The organism is Paraburkholderia sp. A1RI-2L (genome assembly GCF_048957375.1).
GTDB lineage: Bacteria > Pseudomonadota > Gammaproteobacteria > Burkholderiales > Burkholderiaceae > Paraburkholderia.
The window spans coordinates 245,189-264,716 of the sequence record NZ_JARBTA010000006.1 but is presented as its reverse complement, the minus strand read 5'-3'; the positions used below and the strand labels follow the sequence as shown (position 1 = coordinate 264,716).

The window sequence follows — 19,528 nt, the reverse complement described above, 5'->3', positions numbered from 1 at the left end:
ATCCACGACATCCTCGCCAATCGGGCCCGCTATGGCCGGGTGGTCATCCTGTTCGGATGCCGGCACCCGAAAGAGATGCTCTATCGCAGCCAGCTCGAGCAATGGCGTCGACGGGCCGATATCGAGGTCGAAATTACCGTGGATCATGCGGATGCCGGCTGGCGCGGGCACGTTGGTGTTGTGCCGTCGCTGATCGCACGCGCCGCGTTCGACAGAAGCACTGCGACGGCGTTGATCTGCGGTCCGGAGGTGATGATGCGCTTTGCCATCAGCACGCTGCGCGATGAAGGGATGCCGGCCGGGCACATCTATCTGTCGATGGAGCGCAACATGAAGTGCGCGACCGGCCTGTGTGGTCATTGCCAGTTTGGGCGGGCTTTCATCTGCAAGGATGGCCCCGTCCTGCGCTACGACACGATCATGGACCTTTTCTCCGTGCGCGAGATATGACATGCCAGCACCCCATCGTACACGGCTCGCTGTCTGGAAGTTTGCCTCATGCGACGGATGCCAGCTTTCGTTGCTCGACTGTGAGGACGAACTCCTGCTGCTCGCCGATGCGATCGAGATCGCGAACTTTCCCGAAGCATCGAGCGATATGCGCGACGGTCCGTATGATCTTTCGCTTGTCGAAGGATCAATCACCACCGCGCACGATGCGAAGCGCATCCGTCAGATCCGGCGGAAGTCCAGGCATCTGGTAACGATCGGGGCTTGCGCGATGGCAGGCGGCATCCAGGCGTTGCGCAACTTTGCTGACATCAAGGAATTCGTCGCCGCAGTCTATGCGTCACCGCAGTACATCAGCACGCTTGCGACATCAACGCCAATTTCGGCTCATGTCGATGTCGACTACGAATTGCATGGCTGCCCGATCAACAAGGTGCAACTTCTCGAGGTGATTTCGGCGTTTCTCGCTGGCCGCAGACCGGCGGTTCCCGCACACAGTGTGTGCATCGAATGCAAACAGCGGGGCACGGTATGCGTCATGGTGCAAGGCACGCCCTGTCTGGGTCCCGTCACGCATGCCGGCTGCGGTGCCATCTGCCCGTCGTATCGGCGCGGCTGCTACGGCTGCTACGGCCCAATGGAGACGCCCAATACGGCCGCGCTCGCGCGTGAATGGCAGGCACTGGGTGCGAGGCCGCAGGAAATCCGCCGGGTATTTCGATCCTTCAACGCCGCGGCGGAGCCGTTTCGAAAGGAGAGCGAGGCCCATGGCGACTAAGACGAGGACGATCCGTGTCGACTACCTCACTCGAGTGGAAGGTGAGGGCGCGCTTGATCTGCACATTCGCAACGGTCGCGTGAGTTCAGCTCGCCTGAATATATTCGAGCCGCCTCGTTTGTTCGAAGCGATGCTACAGGGGCGCGGCTATGCCGAAGTTCCCGATATCGTCGCGCGCATCTGCGGCATTTGCCCGATCGCCTATCAGATGAGCGCCGTTCACGCGATCGAAGACGCCTTCGGCGTACGCGTCGGTGGCCAGCTTCGCGCCCTGCGGCGCCTTGTCTATTGCGGCGAATGGATCGAGAGTCACGCGCTGCATGTCGTGATGCTGCACGCACCGGATTTCCTTGGATTTCCCGATGCCATAGCAATGGCCCGCGAACACGGCGATGCAGTCCGTCGCGGCCTCGCACTGAAGAAGGCCGGAAACGAACTGATGCGCACGCTCGGCGGACGCGAGATTCACCCCGTCAACGTCAGGGTGGGCGGCTTTTACCGGCTACCCACGCGAGCAGAACTGGCACCGCTTGCTGCCAGCCTCGAGCGTGCACGCGATACCGCGATCGATCTAGTCCGGTGGGTGGCGACGTTCCCGTTTCCTGATTTCGAACGCGACTACGAGCTTGTCGCGCTATGTCACTCCGAGGAATATCCATTCAACGAAGGTCGCCTCGTTTCGAGTCGCGGTATCGACATCGACATTGGCGACTACGAATCCGAATTCGAGGAGCGACACGTTCGCCATTCAACCGCGCTCCATTCGTTCGTCAAACGGCGCGGCGCGTATGTCGTCGGTCCGCTGGCGCGATACGCACTGAACTTCGCACGTCTGCCTGCGGATGTGCGCGCGCTTGCCGGCGAGGTCGGGCTCGGCCCGGTCTGTCGCAATCCGTTTCGCAGCATCGTCGTGCGCGCGCTGGAAATCGTTTTTGCGTGTGGCGAGGCGCTGAGATTGATTGCGGGCTATGAGCCACCGGAGCATGCAGCCGTGCCGATCGAGCCCCGCGCGGCAACCGGCTACGGCTGCACAGAGGCGCCGCGCGGCATTTGCTGGCATCGGTATGACATCGATGCGGAGGGTACGGTTCGCCGCGCGCGGATCGTGCCGCCGACCTCGCAAAATCAGGCCAGCATGGAGCACGATCTTGCGGCGATTGCGGCACCGCTCGTCGACGAGCCCGACGCGGTGATCCAGGCTCATTGCGAGCGCAGCATCAGGAATTACGATCCGTGTATCTCGTGCTCCGCGCACTTTCTTGAATTGAGGGTGGATCGAGAATGACGAAGGCGGCTGAACAACAGGCGCGTCAACCGGCGAGGCGCTGTGTCCGCGTAATCGGTATCGGCAATCGGGATCGCGGCGACGACGGCATTGGCTGGGTCGTCGCACACCGGCTCGCGGGCCGCCTGCCGGCCGATGTTTCCCTGCTGACTCGCGGCGCAGACATGATGGACATTGGTGACGACATGGCAGGCATTGACGCGTTGATTTGCATTGATGCAGCCGCGCCAGCTGGATCGCCGGGCCGGGTCCGGCGCGTGGATCTGGCAACCGGCCAACTCGGGCGCAACGGGTCGCCTGCATCCAGTCATGCGTTCGGGCTGGGGGAGGTGATCGCGCTGGCCGAAGCGCTTGGCACGGCGCCGCGAGACATTGTCGTCTATGCCATCGAAGGTGCGTTGTTCGACGCCGGCGCGCCGGTCACGCGCGAAGTCATGGCGGTGGCGGACGAGGTTGCCGACCAGGTTCTCGCGGAAGTCAACAGGCTTCGTGGGAACACACGAGAGGAGACAGATGATGCATGAAACAGGGATCGTTCGGAATCTGGTGGCCCACATAGTGCGCGCGGCACAAGATAACGGCGCAAACAGGGTGGGGGCCGTGCACATATGGATCGGAGCGCTCACTCCCTTCTCGCCGGAGCATTTTCGCGAGCACTTCGAGGAGGAGGCACGCGGTACAGCTGTCGAAGGCGCGACGTTGCACATCGAGCCTTCGAGTGACGTGCATCACGCTCAGGCACAGGATGTGATCCTGCAACAACTCGATCTTGAAGTGCCTGCGAGCGAGGGTGATACGACATGAGCGAGCACCCGTCTGCGGCGCCGGCGCGAGGGCCGCGTGAACGGCTGCGCATCGAGGCGAGCGGCGCCGTGCAGGGCGTCGGGTTCCGCCCGTTCGTGCACCGGCTCGCGGTGAGCGAGGGGCTGGCCGGCTTCGTGCGCAACACTGGCCAGGGCGTGATGCTGGAGGTCGAAGGCCCGACGGAAGCACTGGTGCGTTTCGTTGCCCGGTTCGACAACGAAACGGCGCCGCCTGCTTGTGTGCAGGAGCGTCGTATCCTGCAGGTCGCCTTAAAAGGCGAACACGATTTTGCGATCGCGCCAAGCACGCGCGAAGCGGGAAGTCTCGCGGTGGTGCTGCCAGACCTTGCGGTCTGTGGCGAATGCCTCGATGAAGTGAGTGATCCGCAGAACCGTCGCTATCGCTATCCGTTTACGACTTGCGTGCGGTGCGGCCCGCGCTTTTCCATCATCGAAGACATCCCGTACGATCGCGCGCGCACAACGATGCGGCGCTTTGCGATGTGCGCGGCGTGTCAGGCCGAGTATGACGATCCAGGCTCCCGGCGCTTCCATGCCGAAACAAATGCATGCCCGCGTTGCGGGCCCCGTCTGATGCTGTGGGACACGGCGGGGCGCGAGCGCGCGACAGGGCATCAGGCGCTCGACGAGGCCGCGGATGCGCTGCGCAGCGGGGCAATCCTGGCGCTCAAGGGCCTCGGCGGCTTCCAGCTCCTGGTAGATGCGCGTAGCGAACTCGCGGTCCGTCGTTTGCGGGAGCGCAAAGATCGGCCAACCAAGCCTTTTGCGATCATGGTACCCGGCTATGAACAGGCGCAAGAACTGGCAGCCATCAGTCCGGCGGAGCAGCAACTGCTGTGCTCCAGAGCGGCGCCGATCGTGCTGCTGCGTTCGCGCCCGCAGCCTGCCGGGATCACGCCCGGTGTCGCGCCCGGGAACGCGTGGGTTGGCGTCATGCTGCCTTATACGCCACTGCATCATCTTCTGATGCGCGAACTCGGATTCCCGGTTATCGCCACCAGCGGGAACCGGGGAGGCGAGCCGATTGTCGCCGACGAACGCGAAGCACTCGACAAACTCGCGGGACTGGCGGACCTCTATCTGGTCCATGATCGTCCGATTGCGCATCCGGTGGACGATTCGGTCGTACGGTCAATCGCGGATGAGCCCGTCGTCTTGCGGCACGCACGGGGCTATGCGCCGCTCGAGCTCGCCCTGAAGGCGGGAGGCGATACCCGCTCGATTCTCGCGCTGGGCGGGTATGGAAAGAGCGCAATAGCCATATCGTCGGGCGGGCAGCTCGTGCTCGGCCCATATATCGGCAATCTCGAGGGCAGCGAGGCGCGTGTTGCCTTCGCCCGCTCGGTCGCCGCCATGACGGCGCTGTACGGCGTTGCGGCGCAAACCGTTGCGTGCGATGCGCATCCGGACTACTACAGCACGCAGTTTGCAGAACGCACCGCGATGCGGGCGCAGCTTGTTCCGCATCACATCGCACATGTCCTCGCTGGGATGGTCGACAACGGCCTGGACGCACCCATTCTCGGCGTAGCGTGGGACGGCAGCGGGTACGGCGGAGACGGTACCGTCTGGGGCGGCGAGTTTTTCACGCTCGAACGCGACTGCTACCGGCGCCGGGCGCATCTACAACCATTTCGCCTGCCTGGAGGCGAGGCCGCGGTGCGCGAGCCGGTCCGCGCAGCGCTTGGCGCCTTGTACGCGCTCGCCGGCGAAAGCGCGTTGATCGCCACACGGTTGCATCCGGTCGCGGCGGCGTTGAGCCCACGCGAGCGGCAACTGTTTGCGACGATGCTCGCCCGCGGAATCCATTCACCGTGGACATCGAGCGCCGGAAGACTGTTCGACGCGGCCGCGGCAATGCTTGGCCTATGCAGCCGGGCAAGCTTCGACGGGGAAGCCGCCATGGCGCTTGAAAGCGCCGCCGGGCACGCGGAATATGCGCACGCACTCGGCAAGTCGGTATTGCGCAACGAAGGCGACTGTCTCATCGCCGACTGGCGGCCGTCGCTTGCCGCGCTTGTGCAGGCAAGCCAGCAGGGTGTGCCCGTGCCGGTTCTCGCGGCCGCGTTCCACGACGCGCTAGTGGAACTCATTGTCGAAGTCGCGCAATGTATCGGCATGCGCCGCGTGCTGCTCACAGGCGGCTGCTTTCAGAACGCTCGTCTCACGCAGCTGGCAATTGTCCGGCTCAGGGAGGCGGGCTTTGAGGTGTGGTGTCATCGGCGCGTGCCGCCAAATGACGGCGGTCTTGCCGTGGGGCAAGTCGCGTTTGCGGCTCGCCCGCTGATCGAGGGGAAGCGCTGATGTGTCTTGCCGTTCCCGGAGAGATCCTGAACATCGAGGGTGCCGATCCGCTCATGCGGCAGGGGCGAGTCGCATTCGGCGGCATCGTCAAGCGGGTGAATCTGGCTTATGTTCCCGAGGCGCGAGCGGGCGACTATGTCCTCGTGCATGCAGGCTTCGCCATCGCCGTGATCGATGAAGAAGAGGCCCTGCGGACGCTCGAATGCCTCGCAGCTGTGGATACTCGTGGAGATTCGACATGAAGCACGTCGACGAATGGCGCGATGCGGGCGTGGCGCTTCGCTTTGCCGAGGCCATTGCCGGCATCACGACACGCCCCTGGACGATCATGGAGATCTGCGGTGGACAGACACATTCGATCGTGCGGCATGGCATTGACCGGATGCTGCCTGAAGGCGTGACGCTGCTGCACGGCCCGGGCTGTCCGGTTTGCGTAACGCCGGCAGGGGTGATCGATGCCGGCGTTGCAATCGCAAGCCGCCCTAACGTCACATTCTGCTCGTTTGGCGACATGCTCCGGGTACCGGGTGAGCACGGCAGTCTGCTGGCTGCCCGTACGACAGGGGCGGATGTGCGGATCGTCTATTCGCCGCTCGACGCATTGGCGATCGCGCGCAATGAGCCAGACCGGCAAGTGGTTTTTTTCGCTATCGGCTTCGAGACGACGGCGCCTGCCACCGCCATGGCGGTGCTACAGGCGGAGCGCGAACACCTCGAAAACTTCTTTTTGCTGGTGTCCCATGTGCTCGTACCGCCGGCAATCGAAGCCATTCTCGGTGATCCGGCGTGCGGCGTGCAGGGATTTCTGGCAGCAGGGCATGTGTGCACGGTCATGGGCTATACGGAGTACGAACCCATTGCGCAGCGTTATCGCGTTCCCATCGTCGTGACTGGGTTCGAGCCGGTCGATCTGCTTCAGGGCATTTACCTGTGTATCCGTCAGCTCGAGGCTGGAAAAAGCGAGGTCGAAAACCAGTACAGTCGGGCAGTGCGACGCGATGGCAACACCTTTGCGCGCGATGCCGTCGCGCACGTATTCGCCTTGCAGAACCAGCGCTGGCGAGGCCTGGGCGAGATCGCAGCAAGCGGTCTCGGGCTTGCGCCAGCGTATCGCCGCTACGATGCGCTCGATCGTTTCACGGACGCAGCGCTGCCGACTGAGCAGCCTGGGGTGTGCATCGCGGCCGAGCTTTTGCGTGGCCGCAAGAGGCCGGGCGACTGTCCTGCTTTCGGAACCCATTGCACACCGGAGCATCCGCTTGGCGCGACGATGGTTTCCTCGGAGGGCGTATGCGCGGCCTACTATCGCTATCGTCGGGAAGAGACGACCTGCGGGAGCGAGGCATGCCGCCATGTAAGCCGGGACGAAGCGAGATCGACATGAACAAGAGCGAATCATCTTTTCCTCTGCCCGTTTGTCCGGCGCCGCACGTGACGAGCGGCGTCGTTGAACTCGCGCATGGCGGTGGCGGGCGGCTCACACACCGCCTGATCGACGAGCTTTTCAGGCCCGCGTTCGCCGCAGCGCCAGATGATTTCACGCACGATGGCGCCGTGCTCGCGTTCGAAGGCGCCTCGCCGCATCTTGCGTTCACGACAGATTCGTACGTGGTGCGACCGCTGATCTTTCCCGGGGGGGATATTGGTTCCCTTGCGGTCAACGGCACCGTGAACGATCTGGCAATGTGCGGCGCCGAGCCGCGGTATCTGAGCGCTGGATTCGTCATCGAAGAAGGCCTGAGCATCGATACGTTGCGCAGTGTCGTCGAATCGATGCGAGGCGCCGCGGCGACTGCCGGCGTGCGGATCGTAACGGGCGACACGAAGGTAGTGGAATGCGGAAAGGGCGATGGTCTCTACATCAACACGTCTGGCGTGGGGTTGATTCGTTCGCGCTCCGCCATTGCCCCGCAATGCATTCAGCGCGGCGATGCCGTGATCCTGAGCGGCGACATCGGGCGGCATGGTGTTGCCATTCTGGCGGTACGCGAGGGATTGGGGTTCGAGACGGAAATCATGAGCGATTGTGCCCCACTCTCCGGTCCTGTGCTTGCGATGATAGACGCTGGCATCGAGATCCACTGTATGCGCGATCTGACACGCGGAGGTCTGGCGACTGCCCTGATCGAGCTTGCCGATGCTGCAAATGTGGTGATCGAGATAGACGAATCCGCGATTCCGGTCTCGGATGCTGTGCGCGGCGCATGTGAAATTCTGGGCCTCGATGCGCTTTATGTGGCGAACGAGGGCCGGTTTGTTGCAGTGGTGCCGGATTCAAACGCAGCACATGCGCTTGAACACCTGAGGCGGTTCGATCAGATGGCAGAGGTTATCGGTCATGTCGGCGCATGCCCGAGTGGTTCGGGAGTGCGCTTGCTCACGATGGGCGGGAAACGGGAACTGGACATGCTCAGTGGCGAGCAGTTGCCGCGCATTTGCTGATTGGACCGGCCGACCGCCGGGGCTCGCGCTGCTGAAACAGCAGTGAGAATCCAGATCGCGCAAGCGATCATGATCAAATGCGCGGCACCGCGGCCGTAGCGCTCACACGGGCAAGCAGGCGGAGCGCTATTTTGGGGCTTGCTGGTATCGGGAACTCGTGCGGCATCCTTAATACAGCGGGATGGACGGATATTCCAGGTGGCTCTCCACCTCCTTGACCCCCGGAACGTTCCTTGCGGTGACGCAGATTGCCTGGCGTTCTTCTTCGCTCGTAATCGCCCCCCAAAGGTGGACGATGCCTTTACTGACAACCACGTTTTGAGGCAATAATGCCCAGCGGTTGCCGCTCAATGCAGCAAGAATGGCGTCGCGTATCGCCGAATCGTCCGGCGTTATGCTTCCCCGCACATCAGGTCCAACGCTTGCCAATGCACGAACGAGGTCCGCACGACTGACCATTCCCGTCACGTTGCCATCCTTCAGGACGGGAACACGCTTGATTCCATGCCGTTCCATCAGTTCGGCGATTTCAGCGAGCGGTGTGTCTTCGGTCGCGGTAACGACGTTGGTTGTCATCACATCGCCGACGAGGCGCGAGTGCTCCTTCACATATTCGCTGGCGAGTTCCCGTGTCGATGCAACGAACTCCAGCCATCGCGTGCGACGCTTCAGTTCTGTCCCGATTTCAGTTCGATGCAGCAAGTCACCCTCGGTAATCATGCCCACCAGTTTGCCCTCAGTGTCGACCACAGGCATGCCACTGATGTGGTAATCGACGAGCATTTTCGCCGCGTCTCGAACGGTCAAGTCGGGCCGCGCCAAAACCACTGCGGTAGCCATTACATTAATTGCGCGCATTGCTTTCTCCTCTTGCGCAATGTCCGGGTCTGCTGAAGTTTCGCTTGCACCTTGAAAGGCGAAAGGCGAACTGCAGCGCCATCGCGCCATGCGGGGCATCACATGAAGTATGCTAGGTCCGGTTGATGCGGCTCTATCTGATCGAAATCAGGGAAATGCGCGGGTGTGACTGGTCTCGCAATGGATTCCATGGCCATGAACTTTCGTCCGGCGAATCAGTGGCTTGAGCTGGAGGCGCTGGTCTGCCGTTTCCAACGTGATCGTACGGTTGGAGGGCATTCATGGCGCGGATCGTTGCTACTCACTACCAACTGGTTGCCAGTTTCGTGGGTGCGCGGCATTGGAGGATGTCAGTGACATTCACGAAGCTGCGAAGCAGGATGGAAAGTTGAGGAAATGGCGAATATCGGGCTGTTCAATCGGCATTCTCGTCAGCAATGCGAATCGAATTGACGTGACTGTTCGTGGCGCACTGCGCCATGAATGAACTGCATGCCATGATCTGATACTCAGCAGTAGTGGCGCAGGTTGATCATCGTATAGCCGAGCGTCTTGAAGGCGTAGTGCACCTCACTGATGCGTTCAAAGCGCAGCAGCAGGCGACGAAACTTGTCTTCCCAGGCGAACACGCGCTCAATGGTGCGAAAGCGCTCTTCGAAGATTGCCGGATTGAAGCGGCGCTTGCGACCGCACTTCGAGGTTTTGCGTGTGCGTGGGTTCTCGGGAATGTTCGGAACCATGCCACGATTGAAAATCGCCTTACGGTTGACCCGGCAGTCGTAGACGCCATCCAGACTGACGATGTTGCCCTTCAGATTCATCCCAACAGCGCGCGCCATCTGACTGAGTCGTGGCAGCGCATTACGCAGCAGGGGCGATTCATTGCGATTGCCGGCCGCGGCGACGAACGGCGCGATGACGTTGCAGTGGCGGTCGCACAAGGCCACCACCTTGTCACCCTTGAGATGTTTGTGACCGCTGTAGCCGAGGTTATCGCCGCCTTTCTTCGCCGCTGTCGTGGTGCCATCACCGTGAATGACCGTCAGATCAAGCAACCGGTCATCATGAAGCCTGCGAACCGAGCCGGCAAAGATGGAATCGATACAACCCATGGCCTGCCAGCGACGAAATATCCGGTAGATCCGTGCGTAGTGAATCTCAGGCAGGCCTTGAGCATTCCCGTCGATCGGCAGCGTCTTCCATTGACATCCCATATAGAGCACCAGCAGGATGTAGTTGAAGATCCTGTGCAGCGACAGGGTCGGTGCCGGGCCGCGTCGGCCATGACCTTTGGCCAGATGCGGCAAGACAAACTGCTCGAACTGCGCTTCGCTCAATTTCGTTGGAATGGTCTGCCAGCATGGGTTTCCCGTCATTCACACGTCCAGAAATCTGGACTTTAACCTGACCGGGGCGGTCGCGCCGAAACCCAGCCCAGGCATGGTTCGCAGAAAAATTCGACGGTCCCGAGAAACTAGCAACCAGTTGGTTGTCTACGGCCAGTCCGCGTCTGGTCGTGGCGTTGTTGCGTAAATCAGCCGTGAGGACACAGTGGTGCCTTTGTTCATGATCTCAGGCGATACGGACGGACTGCGGGCGTGCGAGTTCCGCCATCCGATTGAGCACGCCCACGCGAACAGCAACCTCGGTCGCTTGCGTGTCGGTGCGACGTGCCCACAGGCACGGGCCCGTGAGCGTCTTGAACCGGTACATCGCGTTCTCGGCCAGCGAACGACGGTGATAGCCGCTTTGCTGCTTCCATTCGCGTCGACTGCCTTGTGCGATGGCGTCGATCGCCTCGTTGCGCCGGGCCCCGCCGGGCGTGGTCGACGGCCAGTGAACGGCCCCTTCGCGAGGCGGAATCGAGGGCGTCGCGCCGCGCGCGGTGATCGCCCCGTAACAAGCCTGCGTGTCGTATGCACCGTCGCCGCCGATCGTATCGATGGGCTCGTCGACCGGGATCTGATCCAGCAGTTCGGGCAACACTTCGCCGTCCGCGACATCTTGATGCGTCATGAGCGCCGCGCGCAGTTGGCCGGTGTTCACGTCAAGCGCCAGATGAACCTTGCGCCAGGTTCGGCGCTTCGAGTATCCGTGCTGACGGACCTTCCACTCGCCTTCGCCATGGACCTTCGCACCGGTGCTGTCGATCACCAGATGCAGCGGCTCGCTGCTGCGGATGACCGGCAGCCGCACCTGCAACGTCTGAGCGCGGCGGCAGACGGTCGTGTAGTTTGGTACCGGCAAATCGGCGAAGGCCAGATCGCGCAGGCTTTGCGCAAAACCTTGCAGGGCGCGCAACGGCAAGCGGAACACGGTCTTCAGGCCGAGCAACGCCTGAATCAGCGCATCGCTGTATTGGCGCGGACGACCGCGCGTGGGCTCGGCGTCGGGCATGTTCGCAAGCGCGTCGTCGTCGATCCACATCGTGACGTTACCTCGGTTGATCAGGCCGGCGTTGTATTCAGTCCAGTTTCTGAGGCGATATTTTGCCTTCGGCTCCTGCGTCCCGCTCTTGTCCTTGCGCATGTTCTCGCACGCAAAGATCGAGAATCTACGCAGGAACCCGAATGGTTAACAGAGGCATCGTTAAGCCTGTTGCGCGTAAACGTCACCGCAGCGGGCCGGATTAATGCAACAACGCCTCTGGTCGTGGCAGGGGATAATGCAGACTGGCCGTAGACAACGGGTAAGGAAAGTTACTTCGCATAACAGAATATTTATCTTTGACGGGGCTTGACTTCCGGTTCCCCATAGAAGAGCGTGTTAGGGAAGGTCTGCACAACACGTTTTCAGAGCGCTAATCCTTTTCGAGGTTGAGCATATCGGCCGTAAGCTCTGCTGACAGGTTGGTTGTCCAGCTTTTGAAGCATGACGACCGCCGTTTGACGAGACTTACGGCCTGATCCGCCAGGTTTTTCACGCTTTGCATAGAGCCTTGCGCGCCATCCAGAGGTTGCCCAGCGCAAACAGTGTTGTGATCTGCGCCGTGTTCTTCACCAATCCCCGATACCGCGTCTTCGTATAGCCAAACTGCTGCTTGAGCACGCGAAACGGATGTTCAACCTTGGCGCGCACGCCAGCCTTCAGGCGCTCAATCTGGTTGTATATCGCGTCAAGACGATTGGTCAGCTCCAGTTGTCGACGTTTGCCCGGTCGCATCGCGACATGCCAGCGCACCGTGTTCGCCTGACAGCGCTTTTCAATACCCTGATATCCGGCGTCAGCGTACACATCCTTTTCTTGGCCGTGCAACAACGCTTCGGCCGCATTGATGTCGTGCACGTTGGCCGCCGTACCCATGACGGTGTGGACCAGACCCGACTCCGCGTCCACGCCGATGTGCGCTTTCATCCCGAAGTACCATTGATTTCCCTTCTTCGTCTGGTGCATCTCAGGGTCCCGTGTACCCGAGCCGTTCTTTGTCGAACTGGGTGCGCTAATCAAGGTCGCATCGACCGCTGACCCAGCCTTCAACATCAAGCCTTTTTCACTCAGGATCTCATTGACCAGTGCGAGCATCTGCGCGGCCAGACCGTGCGTTTCAAGAAGATGACGGAATCGCAGAATCGTGCTCTCATCCGGCAAGCGCGTCATACCTTCGCCCAGCCCTGCAAACTCACGATACAGCGGCACGTCATAAAGTGCCTCTTCCATTGCCGGGTCCGAAAGCCCAAACCACTGCTGCATGAAGTGAATCTGCAGCATCGTCGCAACCGGAAACGGTGGCCTTCCAGTCTTGCCCTTCGGATAGTACGGTTCGATCAACGCAATCAACCTCGACCATGGCACAACACGCCTCATCTCATCGAGAAATTCCCGCTTGCGCGTGCGTTTCGTTGAAAGATCCAGACCAAGACCGAGCTGTGTCATCGACGAACTCCTTAAACTTGCCTATCTTCCAGGATAGCCGAACGAAATTTCAACGCCAGGACTTTTGCAGACCTTCCTTATTTAGTACTACAGCCGTAGATTTTTTTGCTATAGTTGATTAGTACTACTACGTGAGAATAAGCCGATGCGTGCAATTGCAAAATCGTGGGAACGTGAACTGTACGCATTGCATGAACGCCTCGGACACCTCTTCAGACGCCCTGAGCCTCGGCAGCGTTCACTGGCATATATGAAGGGACTGCTGGGCACAGTCGAGCGCAAGAACGGCTGGCAACTTGCCGAATGGATGGGAGAGGAAACACCAGACGGCGTGCAGCACCTGCTCGAGCGAGCGCAGTGGGACGCCGATGCCGCGCGTGATGTGCTGCGCCAATACGTGGTTGAACGACTCGGCGAGCGTGATGCAGTGCTGATTGTGGACGAAACGGGTTTCGTCAAGAAAGGCGAGCACTCGGCCGGCGTTCAACGCCAATACAGCGGCACGGCGGGCCGAATCGAGAATTGCCAGGTCGGCGTATTCCTCTGCTATGCCGGTCATGGCGGCAGTGCATTCATAGACCGCGAGCTGTATGTACCGCGGGCATGGACCGATGATCCAGCTCGCTGCAAAGCAGCCGGCATACCGTCGACGTTGGAGTTCGCAACGAAGCCACGGCTCGCGCGAAGCATGCTTGAGCGTGCGCTGGATGCTGGCCTGCCATGCGGCTGGGTCACAGGTGATGAGGTTTATGGTGGTGACCGTGACCTGCGGTTGTGGCTCGAGTCACGCGGGCAGGCCTTCGTGCTGGCAGTCGCAAAGAATGAGCCGCTATGGTGGCAAGGGCCGAAATACGTTCGTGCAGACAAGATAGCCGAAGCGTTGCCGTCAACGGCATGGGAGCGCCTGTCGGCTGGCGCGGGCGCCAAAGGCGAACGTCTGTACGATTGGACAATGACGCCACTATGGAGGCTGCAGATCACCGCCGAGGAACGTAGCTTCGGCCATTACCTGCTGGTACGGCGCAGTCTGGATGAAAAGCGTGAGCATGCATACTATGTCGTCTACGCCCCACGCAGTAAAGCTTCACTGCAGATTCTGGTGAATGTTGCGGGACGCAGGTGGGAAATCGAAACTGGCTTTGAAGCGACCAAGGGGGAGTGTGGCCTGGATCAGTATGAGGTGCGTCGATGGCGCGGGTGGTACCGCCACATCACCCTGGCACTGCTGACGCACGCAGTACTCGTCACCCTTCGGATCGAGGGTAAAAAAAACTCCTGAAGGCATGATGCCCCTCAGTCCGCAGGAAATTCGTCGACTGCTGTGCCGCCTGTTATGGCGCGCCGTCCACCCCATCAATCATGTGATTGCATGGTCAATTTGGCGACGTACTCACCAGTGGCGCGCGCAACAGTCCCATTATCGACGCCGTGGTTTTACCCCGCCTGTCGGTTAGCATCTACGGCTGTAGTACTAGCCAATGTCAAGGGTCACGAACATCCGTTGCCCATTGCGCAAAACCAGCAAGGCGACCGCATTTCCGCTGTTCTCGAATTTCTGCCTGAATTGGGCCGGACTCGATACGCGTGCGTTATTGACCATAAGGATGACGTCGCCTGGTTCGATCCCGGCGAATGCAGCGGGCCCGACACTCTTTTCGACACGCACGCCTCCCCTGGCGCCGATCTCGCGTTGTTCGTCAGGCGTCAAGCCGCGAACTGTCAAGCCATCGGGAGCGCTAGCCTGCGCAACGGTGGCAGACTGCGAAGTGGCTTCGTTGAGCCGACCGAGCACGACCGTTGTATCGTGAGTAGTGCTTCCCCGCCAATACGTGAGGCGTACTGTCGAGCCCGGCATGAGGTCAGCAACAACCACAGGCAATCGCGCTGAATCGTTGATCGCGACACCATTGATTTGCAGGATCACATCGCCTGGCCGCAGCCCCGACTTTGCCGACGGCCCGCCTGGATCGACGGAACTCACGAGTGCACCTTCGGGTTTGGCAAGGCCAAAAGATTGCGCGAGCGGGCCGCTAACGTCCTGGATAGCGATGCCGAGCCGGCCGTGTTGCGCCTTATGGAACTGCTGCAACTGCCGTTCGACCTTCATTGCTTCATCGATGGGAATCGCGAATGCGAGTCCCTCAGCATTGCTTACCACGTCGTTGACTGGCGTCTCGATACCAATGACGTCCCCGGCGAGATTGAAAACCGGGCTTCCCGCGTCGCCGGCTCCTTCCGTCAGGTCTGTTTGAATAAGCGGTATGTACGATTCTTGTGGCAGTGTCCTCGCCATGTTACTGATGATTCCCGCCGTCATCGTATCATTCAGACCATAAGGTGAACCAATGGAGGCCACCCACTGACCCGCCTTCGCGTCGGATGCGGAGCCGATTACGACGGTCGACAGGCCCTTTGCGGGAATCTTGAGGAGCGCAATTCCGCTGGCCGGGTCGTTTCCGACCAGTTCGGCCTTGAATTCACGGCCGTCCCTGAGCGTCACCCGGATTCTCGTGGCACCGGCGACCACCTTTGAATTGGTGAGAATATATCCGTCAGGGTTGATGATGAAGCCAGTGCCGAGTGATTGCGACGAGGTTCGCGTTGCGCTGCCGAATTCGGATGAATACCGCTGGAACAGGCTGGAAAGTGGATCATTGCCATTTCCCGTCGGTGGCCAAAGCGGTGTCATGCGGGCTTCCGGCGTTGCACCCCTTGTGCTGACGTTGACCACGCCGGCCGCGTTGTCGCGAGCGAGAGCGGAAAAATCTGTCACAATCGGCGGCGCCTGATCATGCGACGACCTTGCGGCACTACCCCATGCCGCACCGGACTGGACCTGTGTCACACCGGATTGCGCCATGCAGCCTTGGGACATTGCTGCGACGATCACGATCGTCAGGCGCGTCAGATTGCTATACGCCATCTCACTACTCCCGCCGCGATCGCGTCAGACGTCGTCATCAGATGGGACGTCTGGACGCGATCCCCAAATTCCAACAATTTCAATTTAGGCGGCGATCGTTAAACGGACCTTAAATTGAACGCGCCATGCGAGTGGTCCAGCGCGTGTCCCGGTGGGCTCGAAGCGGGCGTGGAGAAAAAACCTGGCGTGCGTGCGTCGCGCGATGACTGTGGATCCTGGTGCGCTCGCGTACCGGGCCATGAAAAAGGGCCGCGACAATCGGCGTGGTATATCAGTCAAAGCGGGCGGCCTTGCGCTTGCGCGGAATAGCCGGTCAGATCTTAAGGACGTTTTAATTCTGCCAATTTATTTTCGAGGTGTGGCGAGCGAAGTTCGATGCCGCCCTTGCTGTAGGGTGTCGGCGAAAGCAGTCGTCATCCTGAAACGTCGGTGGTAGCAGAAGGTGAGGGGGATGCCATGGGAAACGTTTTGCATAACTGGATCCTGATCGGAAGCAATGCCTACGACGAGTACACGTTCGTGCCGTGGTTGGAAAAGAACGTCTATCGGCGTACGGTCGATCTCAGTCGAATCTGTATTCAGTGAACACGACGCGGACGTAACGGAAAGGTGCCCGTGAATGTTTTCCCTGGGTGTCGTCGTCTGGATCGTCTGGCCTCGGTCCTGGCTTCGCTATCTATGCGGGCGCGAGGAAATCAGACCGCGGGGTAGCCGCAGCCGCTCGACCCCGGTCGGGGAGACAGCTCCTGAAGTGGACAAGAAATGGTCTGTCGGGACGATGCTTGCGCGGATAACGGGCAAATCATGTCATGTGACGAGGGGCGACTCGGCGTAATCGGTAATTCACCGACGTTCTTGCGATCTCAGGCGCTCTGATGCAAGGGCGAGCGCAGGGGATTGCCGGCGAAGAGTGATTTCCACATCCTCGGCGTGAGTTCATGCACGCGCGATGCCGGATGCTGGCCCACGCGCTGCAACACGTCGACCAGATAGTCGTAGGGATCGATGTCGTGCAGCTTGCACGTCACCAGCAGGCTTTGCGCGATACCGATCTGCCTGGCGCCGAGTTCGGTCCAGCAGAACATCCAGTTCTTCTTGCCCATTGGGATGGCGCGCAGCGCCCGCTCCAATGAATTCGTATCGATCTCGACATCCGCATCATCCAGATACAGCAACAGGCCATCGCGGCGCTCACGGACATAGGCCAGCGCCTTCGTGAGCGGACTGCTCGGCAGCAAGCCTTGCGCTTCGAACTGCCTGTCCACCCAGACGAAGAACTGCTGCGCCACCGGCTTCGCATGCTGCTGCCTCCATGCGCGCTTGCCGGAGCCTGTCAGGCCCTTCTGCCGGATGTCTTCCTCGACGCGATACAGCGCGCCGATATGCTCCAGCGCTTCGGCCACGCGTGCCGGCTCGATCTCTTCGGCCTTCACGAAGGCACGCCTGCTGTGCGCCCAGCACTGCGCGTGGGCCAGACCCGTCTTCTTCGCATACCAGGCGTACGCCTTGTAGCCGTCCGTGTGCAGGACGCTGCCAGCCGCCGCGGTTTGCCCGAGCAACTGCTCGACGTGCTCCTGCCGCCGGCTCGGCTGGTAGTGGAAGCAGATCTCCTCGAGCTCGCCCATCACCGGCCAGAAGTACGCCGACTTCATCTTGCCCGGGCCGTCCCGTCCGGCCTTGATCGGCGTCTCGTCCATGCGCTTGACACGCGAGCTCAGGATCGACTGCCACTGCGCGTCGTGGACGGGCTCGATCAGCGCAATGGCCGCTTGCGCGATCTGCGTGAGCCACTGCCGCGACACGCGGATGCCGCACTGGGCAAGCCGCTGATGTTGGCGGTACAGCGGCAGGTGGTACACCAGCTTGTCGATGAGCAGCCCGGCGATGAACGACACATCGGCGCGGCTGCCTTCGATCACACCAACCGGCGCCGCAGGACACGACAGTGCCTGCGTATCGCGCCGCTTGATCACCGGGCGCACGTACTTGAGCACGACATAGCTGCCGGGACGTTGGGCCAGCCGGTGGCTCACACGCTCGCCGATTACTTCGTAATCCTCGGGATCGAGACCTGCGCTCTCGGGGTTCGCGATCTCGATGACTTCGACCGGCACCTTGCCCTCGTCGAAGAACAGCGTTGATTCGTCGACACCCGGGCGACTGGGCGTGGTGCTGCGCTCGTGGCCTGCTATGCGCGTCTTCCTGCCCGGCGCCGGTGCATCGGGCACAGCATCGAAGGCTTCGCCCAGCGTGCCTTGTGCCGCATCGGGCTGTACGATGCGACGCTCGCTCTTGCGGCCGAACAGCTGGCGCTGGAACCACGCGACTTGCGCGCGCAATTGTGCGTTCTCGCTCAGTACCGCTTCGCATCGCGCTGACAACGCCGCCACGTGCGCAGTGAGCGCTACGAGCGTTTCGTCGGTGGCGGCAGTCGATGGCATGGCCACCATCATAGGGCAACGCATGCCTCATGGCGAGGGCCTCACCGGCGACTGTGGCTGCGTGTGCCGGTAACGATGCCGCTGCCGGACGACCTCGATTCCCTCGAGCAACAGCTTCAGTTGGGTGACATCGATCTCACGCGTGTCCGCCCGGTTCCAGTTGGCCAGAAATCGGCCTTGCTCGAGCCGCTTGGCCCAAACGCACCAGCCGCTGCGATCGAAATAAAGCACCTTGATTTGCGTGGCACGACGATTGATGAACGCGAACAGATGGCCCCCAAGTGGATCGACCGGCATGCTGTGGCGTGCGATCGCGTGCAAGCCATCGAACGAGCGCCGCATGTCCACGGGTGCGCCGTACAGGAACACACGTACCTGCTGCTCAGGGAAGAACATCAGCTTCTCGCGATTGTCAGAACGATGCCGCCGGGCAGATCGAGGCGGATCGTCAGATTCGCCTGTCCAGCCTGCGTGCCCGGGTTGATGTGCGTGTCAGTTGCCGCAATGGTCCCCAGATCGACAAAGGCCGAGTCCCCGGCGGATGCATCCACGCCACACGGAGATGCCAGGCCCTGCAAGCGCCGCCGCCAATGATAGAAGCGAAACTCCGACACCGACTCCTCACGGCAGAACGCTCTGACCGTCAGTCCGCGCTCTGCGAAGCGTGCCAGCCTCTGGCGCCACGCTAATTCCACTTCCTCTCGCTTCGCTGCTGCCTTCATCGTCTGCTCCTGATCGCATTGAACGAGGAGCATTCTGCAACGACATCTACGCGAACTCTATAACGCTCATGGCTTACCGCTTACCCTGGTAGATGATCCGGTTCTTGCCGGACAGGGCCTGCCGGAAACGCTCATCGACGAAGCCGTCGAGTTCGGCAGGCATATGGCCACTGTCGGGATACCGGCGAATCTGCGTGATGGTTTCCTGAATCTGCGCCGATGTCTGACGCCAGGTCGGCCATCCGAAGGTGCGGACAATGTAACTTCTCAGTTCGTCGATGCCGATCCGCGCGGTCGGCAGGACGCGGTACTTCAGCAGCGGGGCCGGCATCAGCGAAGTTTTTCCTGGCGGTCGAGTTCGTTGAGCTCCGCGAAGAAGTCGTCGCCGTCGACGTGGTCATCGCGCTCGATCTGTTTCTGGCCAATGGCCAGGATCTTCAGCAGCGCAATGGTCTGCTGGGTCGCTTCGTAGGTTCGCACGTCCTGGACCACGAGTTTCGCCTCGCCGTTCTGCGTGATGATGAGCGGCTCTCCCGAGTCGGTAAGGTCCTTGACGATCTGGGCGGCTTCGCTCTTGAGGTAGCTGATCGGCTTGACGTGATCGGCGAGGTGCATGGGGCGCTCCGTT

At 61.0% G+C, this 19,528-nt stretch carries 19 protein-coding genes and 1 pseudogene; 10 read left to right on the top strand and 10 right to left on the bottom strand.

Annotated elements, in window-relative coordinates:
• The 9 genes and pseudogenes from PWP93_RS36280 to hypE form a co-directional block, all read left to right on the top strand.
• Positions 1-450, top strand: a pseudogene (locus PWP93_RS36280) (Ni/Fe hydrogenase subunit gamma); the annotation flags it as partial.
• 1 nt (position 451) lies between these two features.
• The gene (locus PWP93_RS36275; RefSeq protein WP_421048285.1) at positions 452-1,228 is read left to right on the top strand and encodes an oxidoreductase; all 777 of its coding nucleotides are present in this window, start codon (positions 452-454) and stop codon (positions 1,226-1,228) included.
• Positions 1,218-2,513 (top strand): Ni/Fe hydrogenase subunit alpha, encoded by a 1,296-nt coding sequence (locus PWP93_RS36270; protein ID WP_421048284.1) that lies wholly within the window; start codon positions 1,218-1,220, stop codon positions 2,511-2,513. Before PWP93_RS36275 ends, PWP93_RS36270 begins: the two co-directional genes overlap by 11 nt.
• Complete coding sequence (locus tag PWP93_RS36265) at positions 2,510-3,037, top strand: hydrogenase maturation protease (protein ID WP_421048283.1); 528 nt, start codon at positions 2,510-2,512, stop codon at positions 3,035-3,037. Before PWP93_RS36270 ends, PWP93_RS36265 begins: the two co-directional genes overlap by 4 nt.
• Positions 3,027-3,317 (top strand): hydrogenase/urease maturation nickel metallochaperone HypA, encoded by a 291-nt coding sequence (locus PWP93_RS36260; RefSeq protein ID WP_421048282.1) that lies wholly within the window; start codon positions 3,027-3,029, stop codon positions 3,315-3,317. Before PWP93_RS36265 ends, PWP93_RS36260 begins: the two co-directional genes overlap by 11 nt.
• The gene (gene hypF, locus PWP93_RS36255; protein WP_421048281.1) at positions 3,314-5,641 is read left to right on the top strand and encodes a carbamoyltransferase HypF; all 2,328 of its coding nucleotides are present in this window, start codon (positions 3,314-3,316) and stop codon (positions 5,639-5,641) included. Before PWP93_RS36260 ends, hypF begins: the two co-directional genes overlap by 4 nt.
• Complete coding sequence (locus PWP93_RS36250; protein ID WP_421048280.1) at positions 5,641-5,883, top strand: HypC/HybG/HupF family hydrogenase formation chaperone; 243 nt, start codon at positions 5,641-5,643, stop codon at positions 5,881-5,883. Before hypF ends, PWP93_RS36250 begins: the two co-directional genes overlap by 1 nt.
• Positions 5,880-7,025 carry a hydrogenase formation protein HypD gene (gene hypD, locus PWP93_RS36245; protein WP_421048279.1) on the top strand — a complete coding sequence of 382 codons (1,146 nt, stop codon included), beginning with the start codon at positions 5,880-5,882 and terminating at the stop codon, positions 7,023-7,025. Before PWP93_RS36250 ends, hypD begins: the two co-directional genes overlap by 4 nt.
• The gene (gene hypE, locus PWP93_RS36240) at positions 7,022-8,083 is read left to right on the top strand and encodes a hydrogenase expression/formation protein HypE (protein ID WP_421048278.1); all 1,062 of its coding nucleotides are present in this window, start codon (positions 7,022-7,024) and stop codon (positions 8,081-8,083) included. Before hypD ends, hypE begins: the two co-directional genes overlap by 4 nt.
• A gap of 168 nt (positions 8,084-8,251) precedes the next feature.
• On the opposite strand, the gene PWP93_RS36235 is transcribed toward hypE, so the two are convergent.
• From PWP93_RS36235 to PWP93_RS36220, 4 genes are all read right to left on the bottom strand, one after another.
• Positions 8,252-8,941 carry a CBS domain-containing protein gene (locus PWP93_RS36235; RefSeq protein ID WP_421048277.1) on the bottom strand — a complete coding sequence of 230 codons (690 nt, stop codon included), beginning with the start codon at positions 8,939-8,941 and terminating at the stop codon, positions 8,252-8,254.
• 509 nt (positions 8,942-9,450) lie between these two features.
• Complete coding sequence (locus PWP93_RS36230; RefSeq protein ID WP_421048276.1) at positions 9,451-10,317, bottom strand: transposase; 867 nt, start codon at positions 10,315-10,317, stop codon at positions 9,451-9,453.
• A 196-nt stretch (positions 10,318-10,513) separates the two neighbouring features.
• Entirely contained in the window at positions 10,514-11,470 is a 957-nt protein-coding gene (locus PWP93_RS36225) for an IS5 family transposase (RefSeq protein ID WP_421048275.1), read from the bottom strand.
• Positions 11,471-11,860: 390 nt separating this feature from the next.
• Positions 11,861-12,814 carry an IS5 family transposase gene (locus PWP93_RS36220; RefSeq protein ID WP_421048265.1) on the bottom strand — a complete coding sequence of 318 codons (954 nt, stop codon included), beginning with the start codon at positions 12,812-12,814 and terminating at the stop codon, positions 11,861-11,863.
• Between the two features lie 145 nt (positions 12,815-12,959).
• Here PWP93_RS36220 and PWP93_RS36215 point away from each other — a divergent pair, with 145 nt between their 5' ends.
• Complete coding sequence (locus PWP93_RS36215; protein WP_421048274.1) at positions 12,960-14,093, top strand: IS701 family transposase; 1,134 nt, start codon at positions 12,960-12,962, stop codon at positions 14,091-14,093.
• A 192-nt stretch (positions 14,094-14,285) separates the two neighbouring features.
• On the opposite strand, the gene PWP93_RS36210 is transcribed toward PWP93_RS36215, so the two are convergent.
• From PWP93_RS36210 to PWP93_RS36185, 6 genes are all read right to left on the bottom strand, one after another.
• A complete protein-coding gene (locus PWP93_RS36210; protein ID WP_421048273.1) occupies positions 14,286-15,737 on the bottom strand; it encodes a trypsin-like peptidase domain-containing protein in 1,452 nt (483 codons plus the stop codon).
• 863 nt (positions 15,738-16,600) lie between these two features.
• Positions 16,601-18,187: an IS66 family transposase gene (gene tnpC / locus PWP93_RS36205; RefSeq protein WP_421044971.1), complete on the bottom strand. Its 1,587-nt coding sequence runs from the start codon at positions 18,185-18,187 to the stop codon at positions 16,601-16,603.
• An 18-nt stretch (positions 18,188-18,205) separates the two neighbouring features.
• Complete coding sequence (gene tnpB / locus PWP93_RS36200; RefSeq protein ID WP_421043126.1) at positions 18,206-18,574, bottom strand: IS66 family insertion sequence element accessory protein TnpB; 369 nt, start codon at positions 18,572-18,574, stop codon at positions 18,206-18,208.
• Positions 18,574-18,900, bottom strand: coding sequence for an IS66 family insertion sequence element accessory protein TnpA (tnpA, locus tag PWP93_RS36195; protein ID WP_342964817.1), 327 nt, complete (start codon positions 18,898-18,900; stop codon positions 18,574-18,576). The genes tnpB and tnpA overlap by 1 nt, the downstream gene beginning before the upstream one ends.
• Positions 18,901-18,973: 73 nt before the next feature.
• Positions 18,974-19,231 (bottom strand): type II toxin-antitoxin system RelE/ParE family toxin, encoded by a 258-nt coding sequence (locus PWP93_RS36190; RefSeq protein ID WP_421048272.1) that lies wholly within the window; start codon positions 19,229-19,231, stop codon positions 18,974-18,976.
• Positions 19,231-19,515: a type II toxin-antitoxin system Phd/YefM family antitoxin gene (locus PWP93_RS36185; RefSeq protein ID WP_213309276.1), complete on the bottom strand. Its 285-nt coding sequence runs from the start codon at positions 19,513-19,515 to the stop codon at positions 19,231-19,233. Before PWP93_RS36185 ends, PWP93_RS36190 begins: the two co-directional genes overlap by 1 nt.
• Positions 19,516-19,528: the final 13 nt, after the last annotated feature.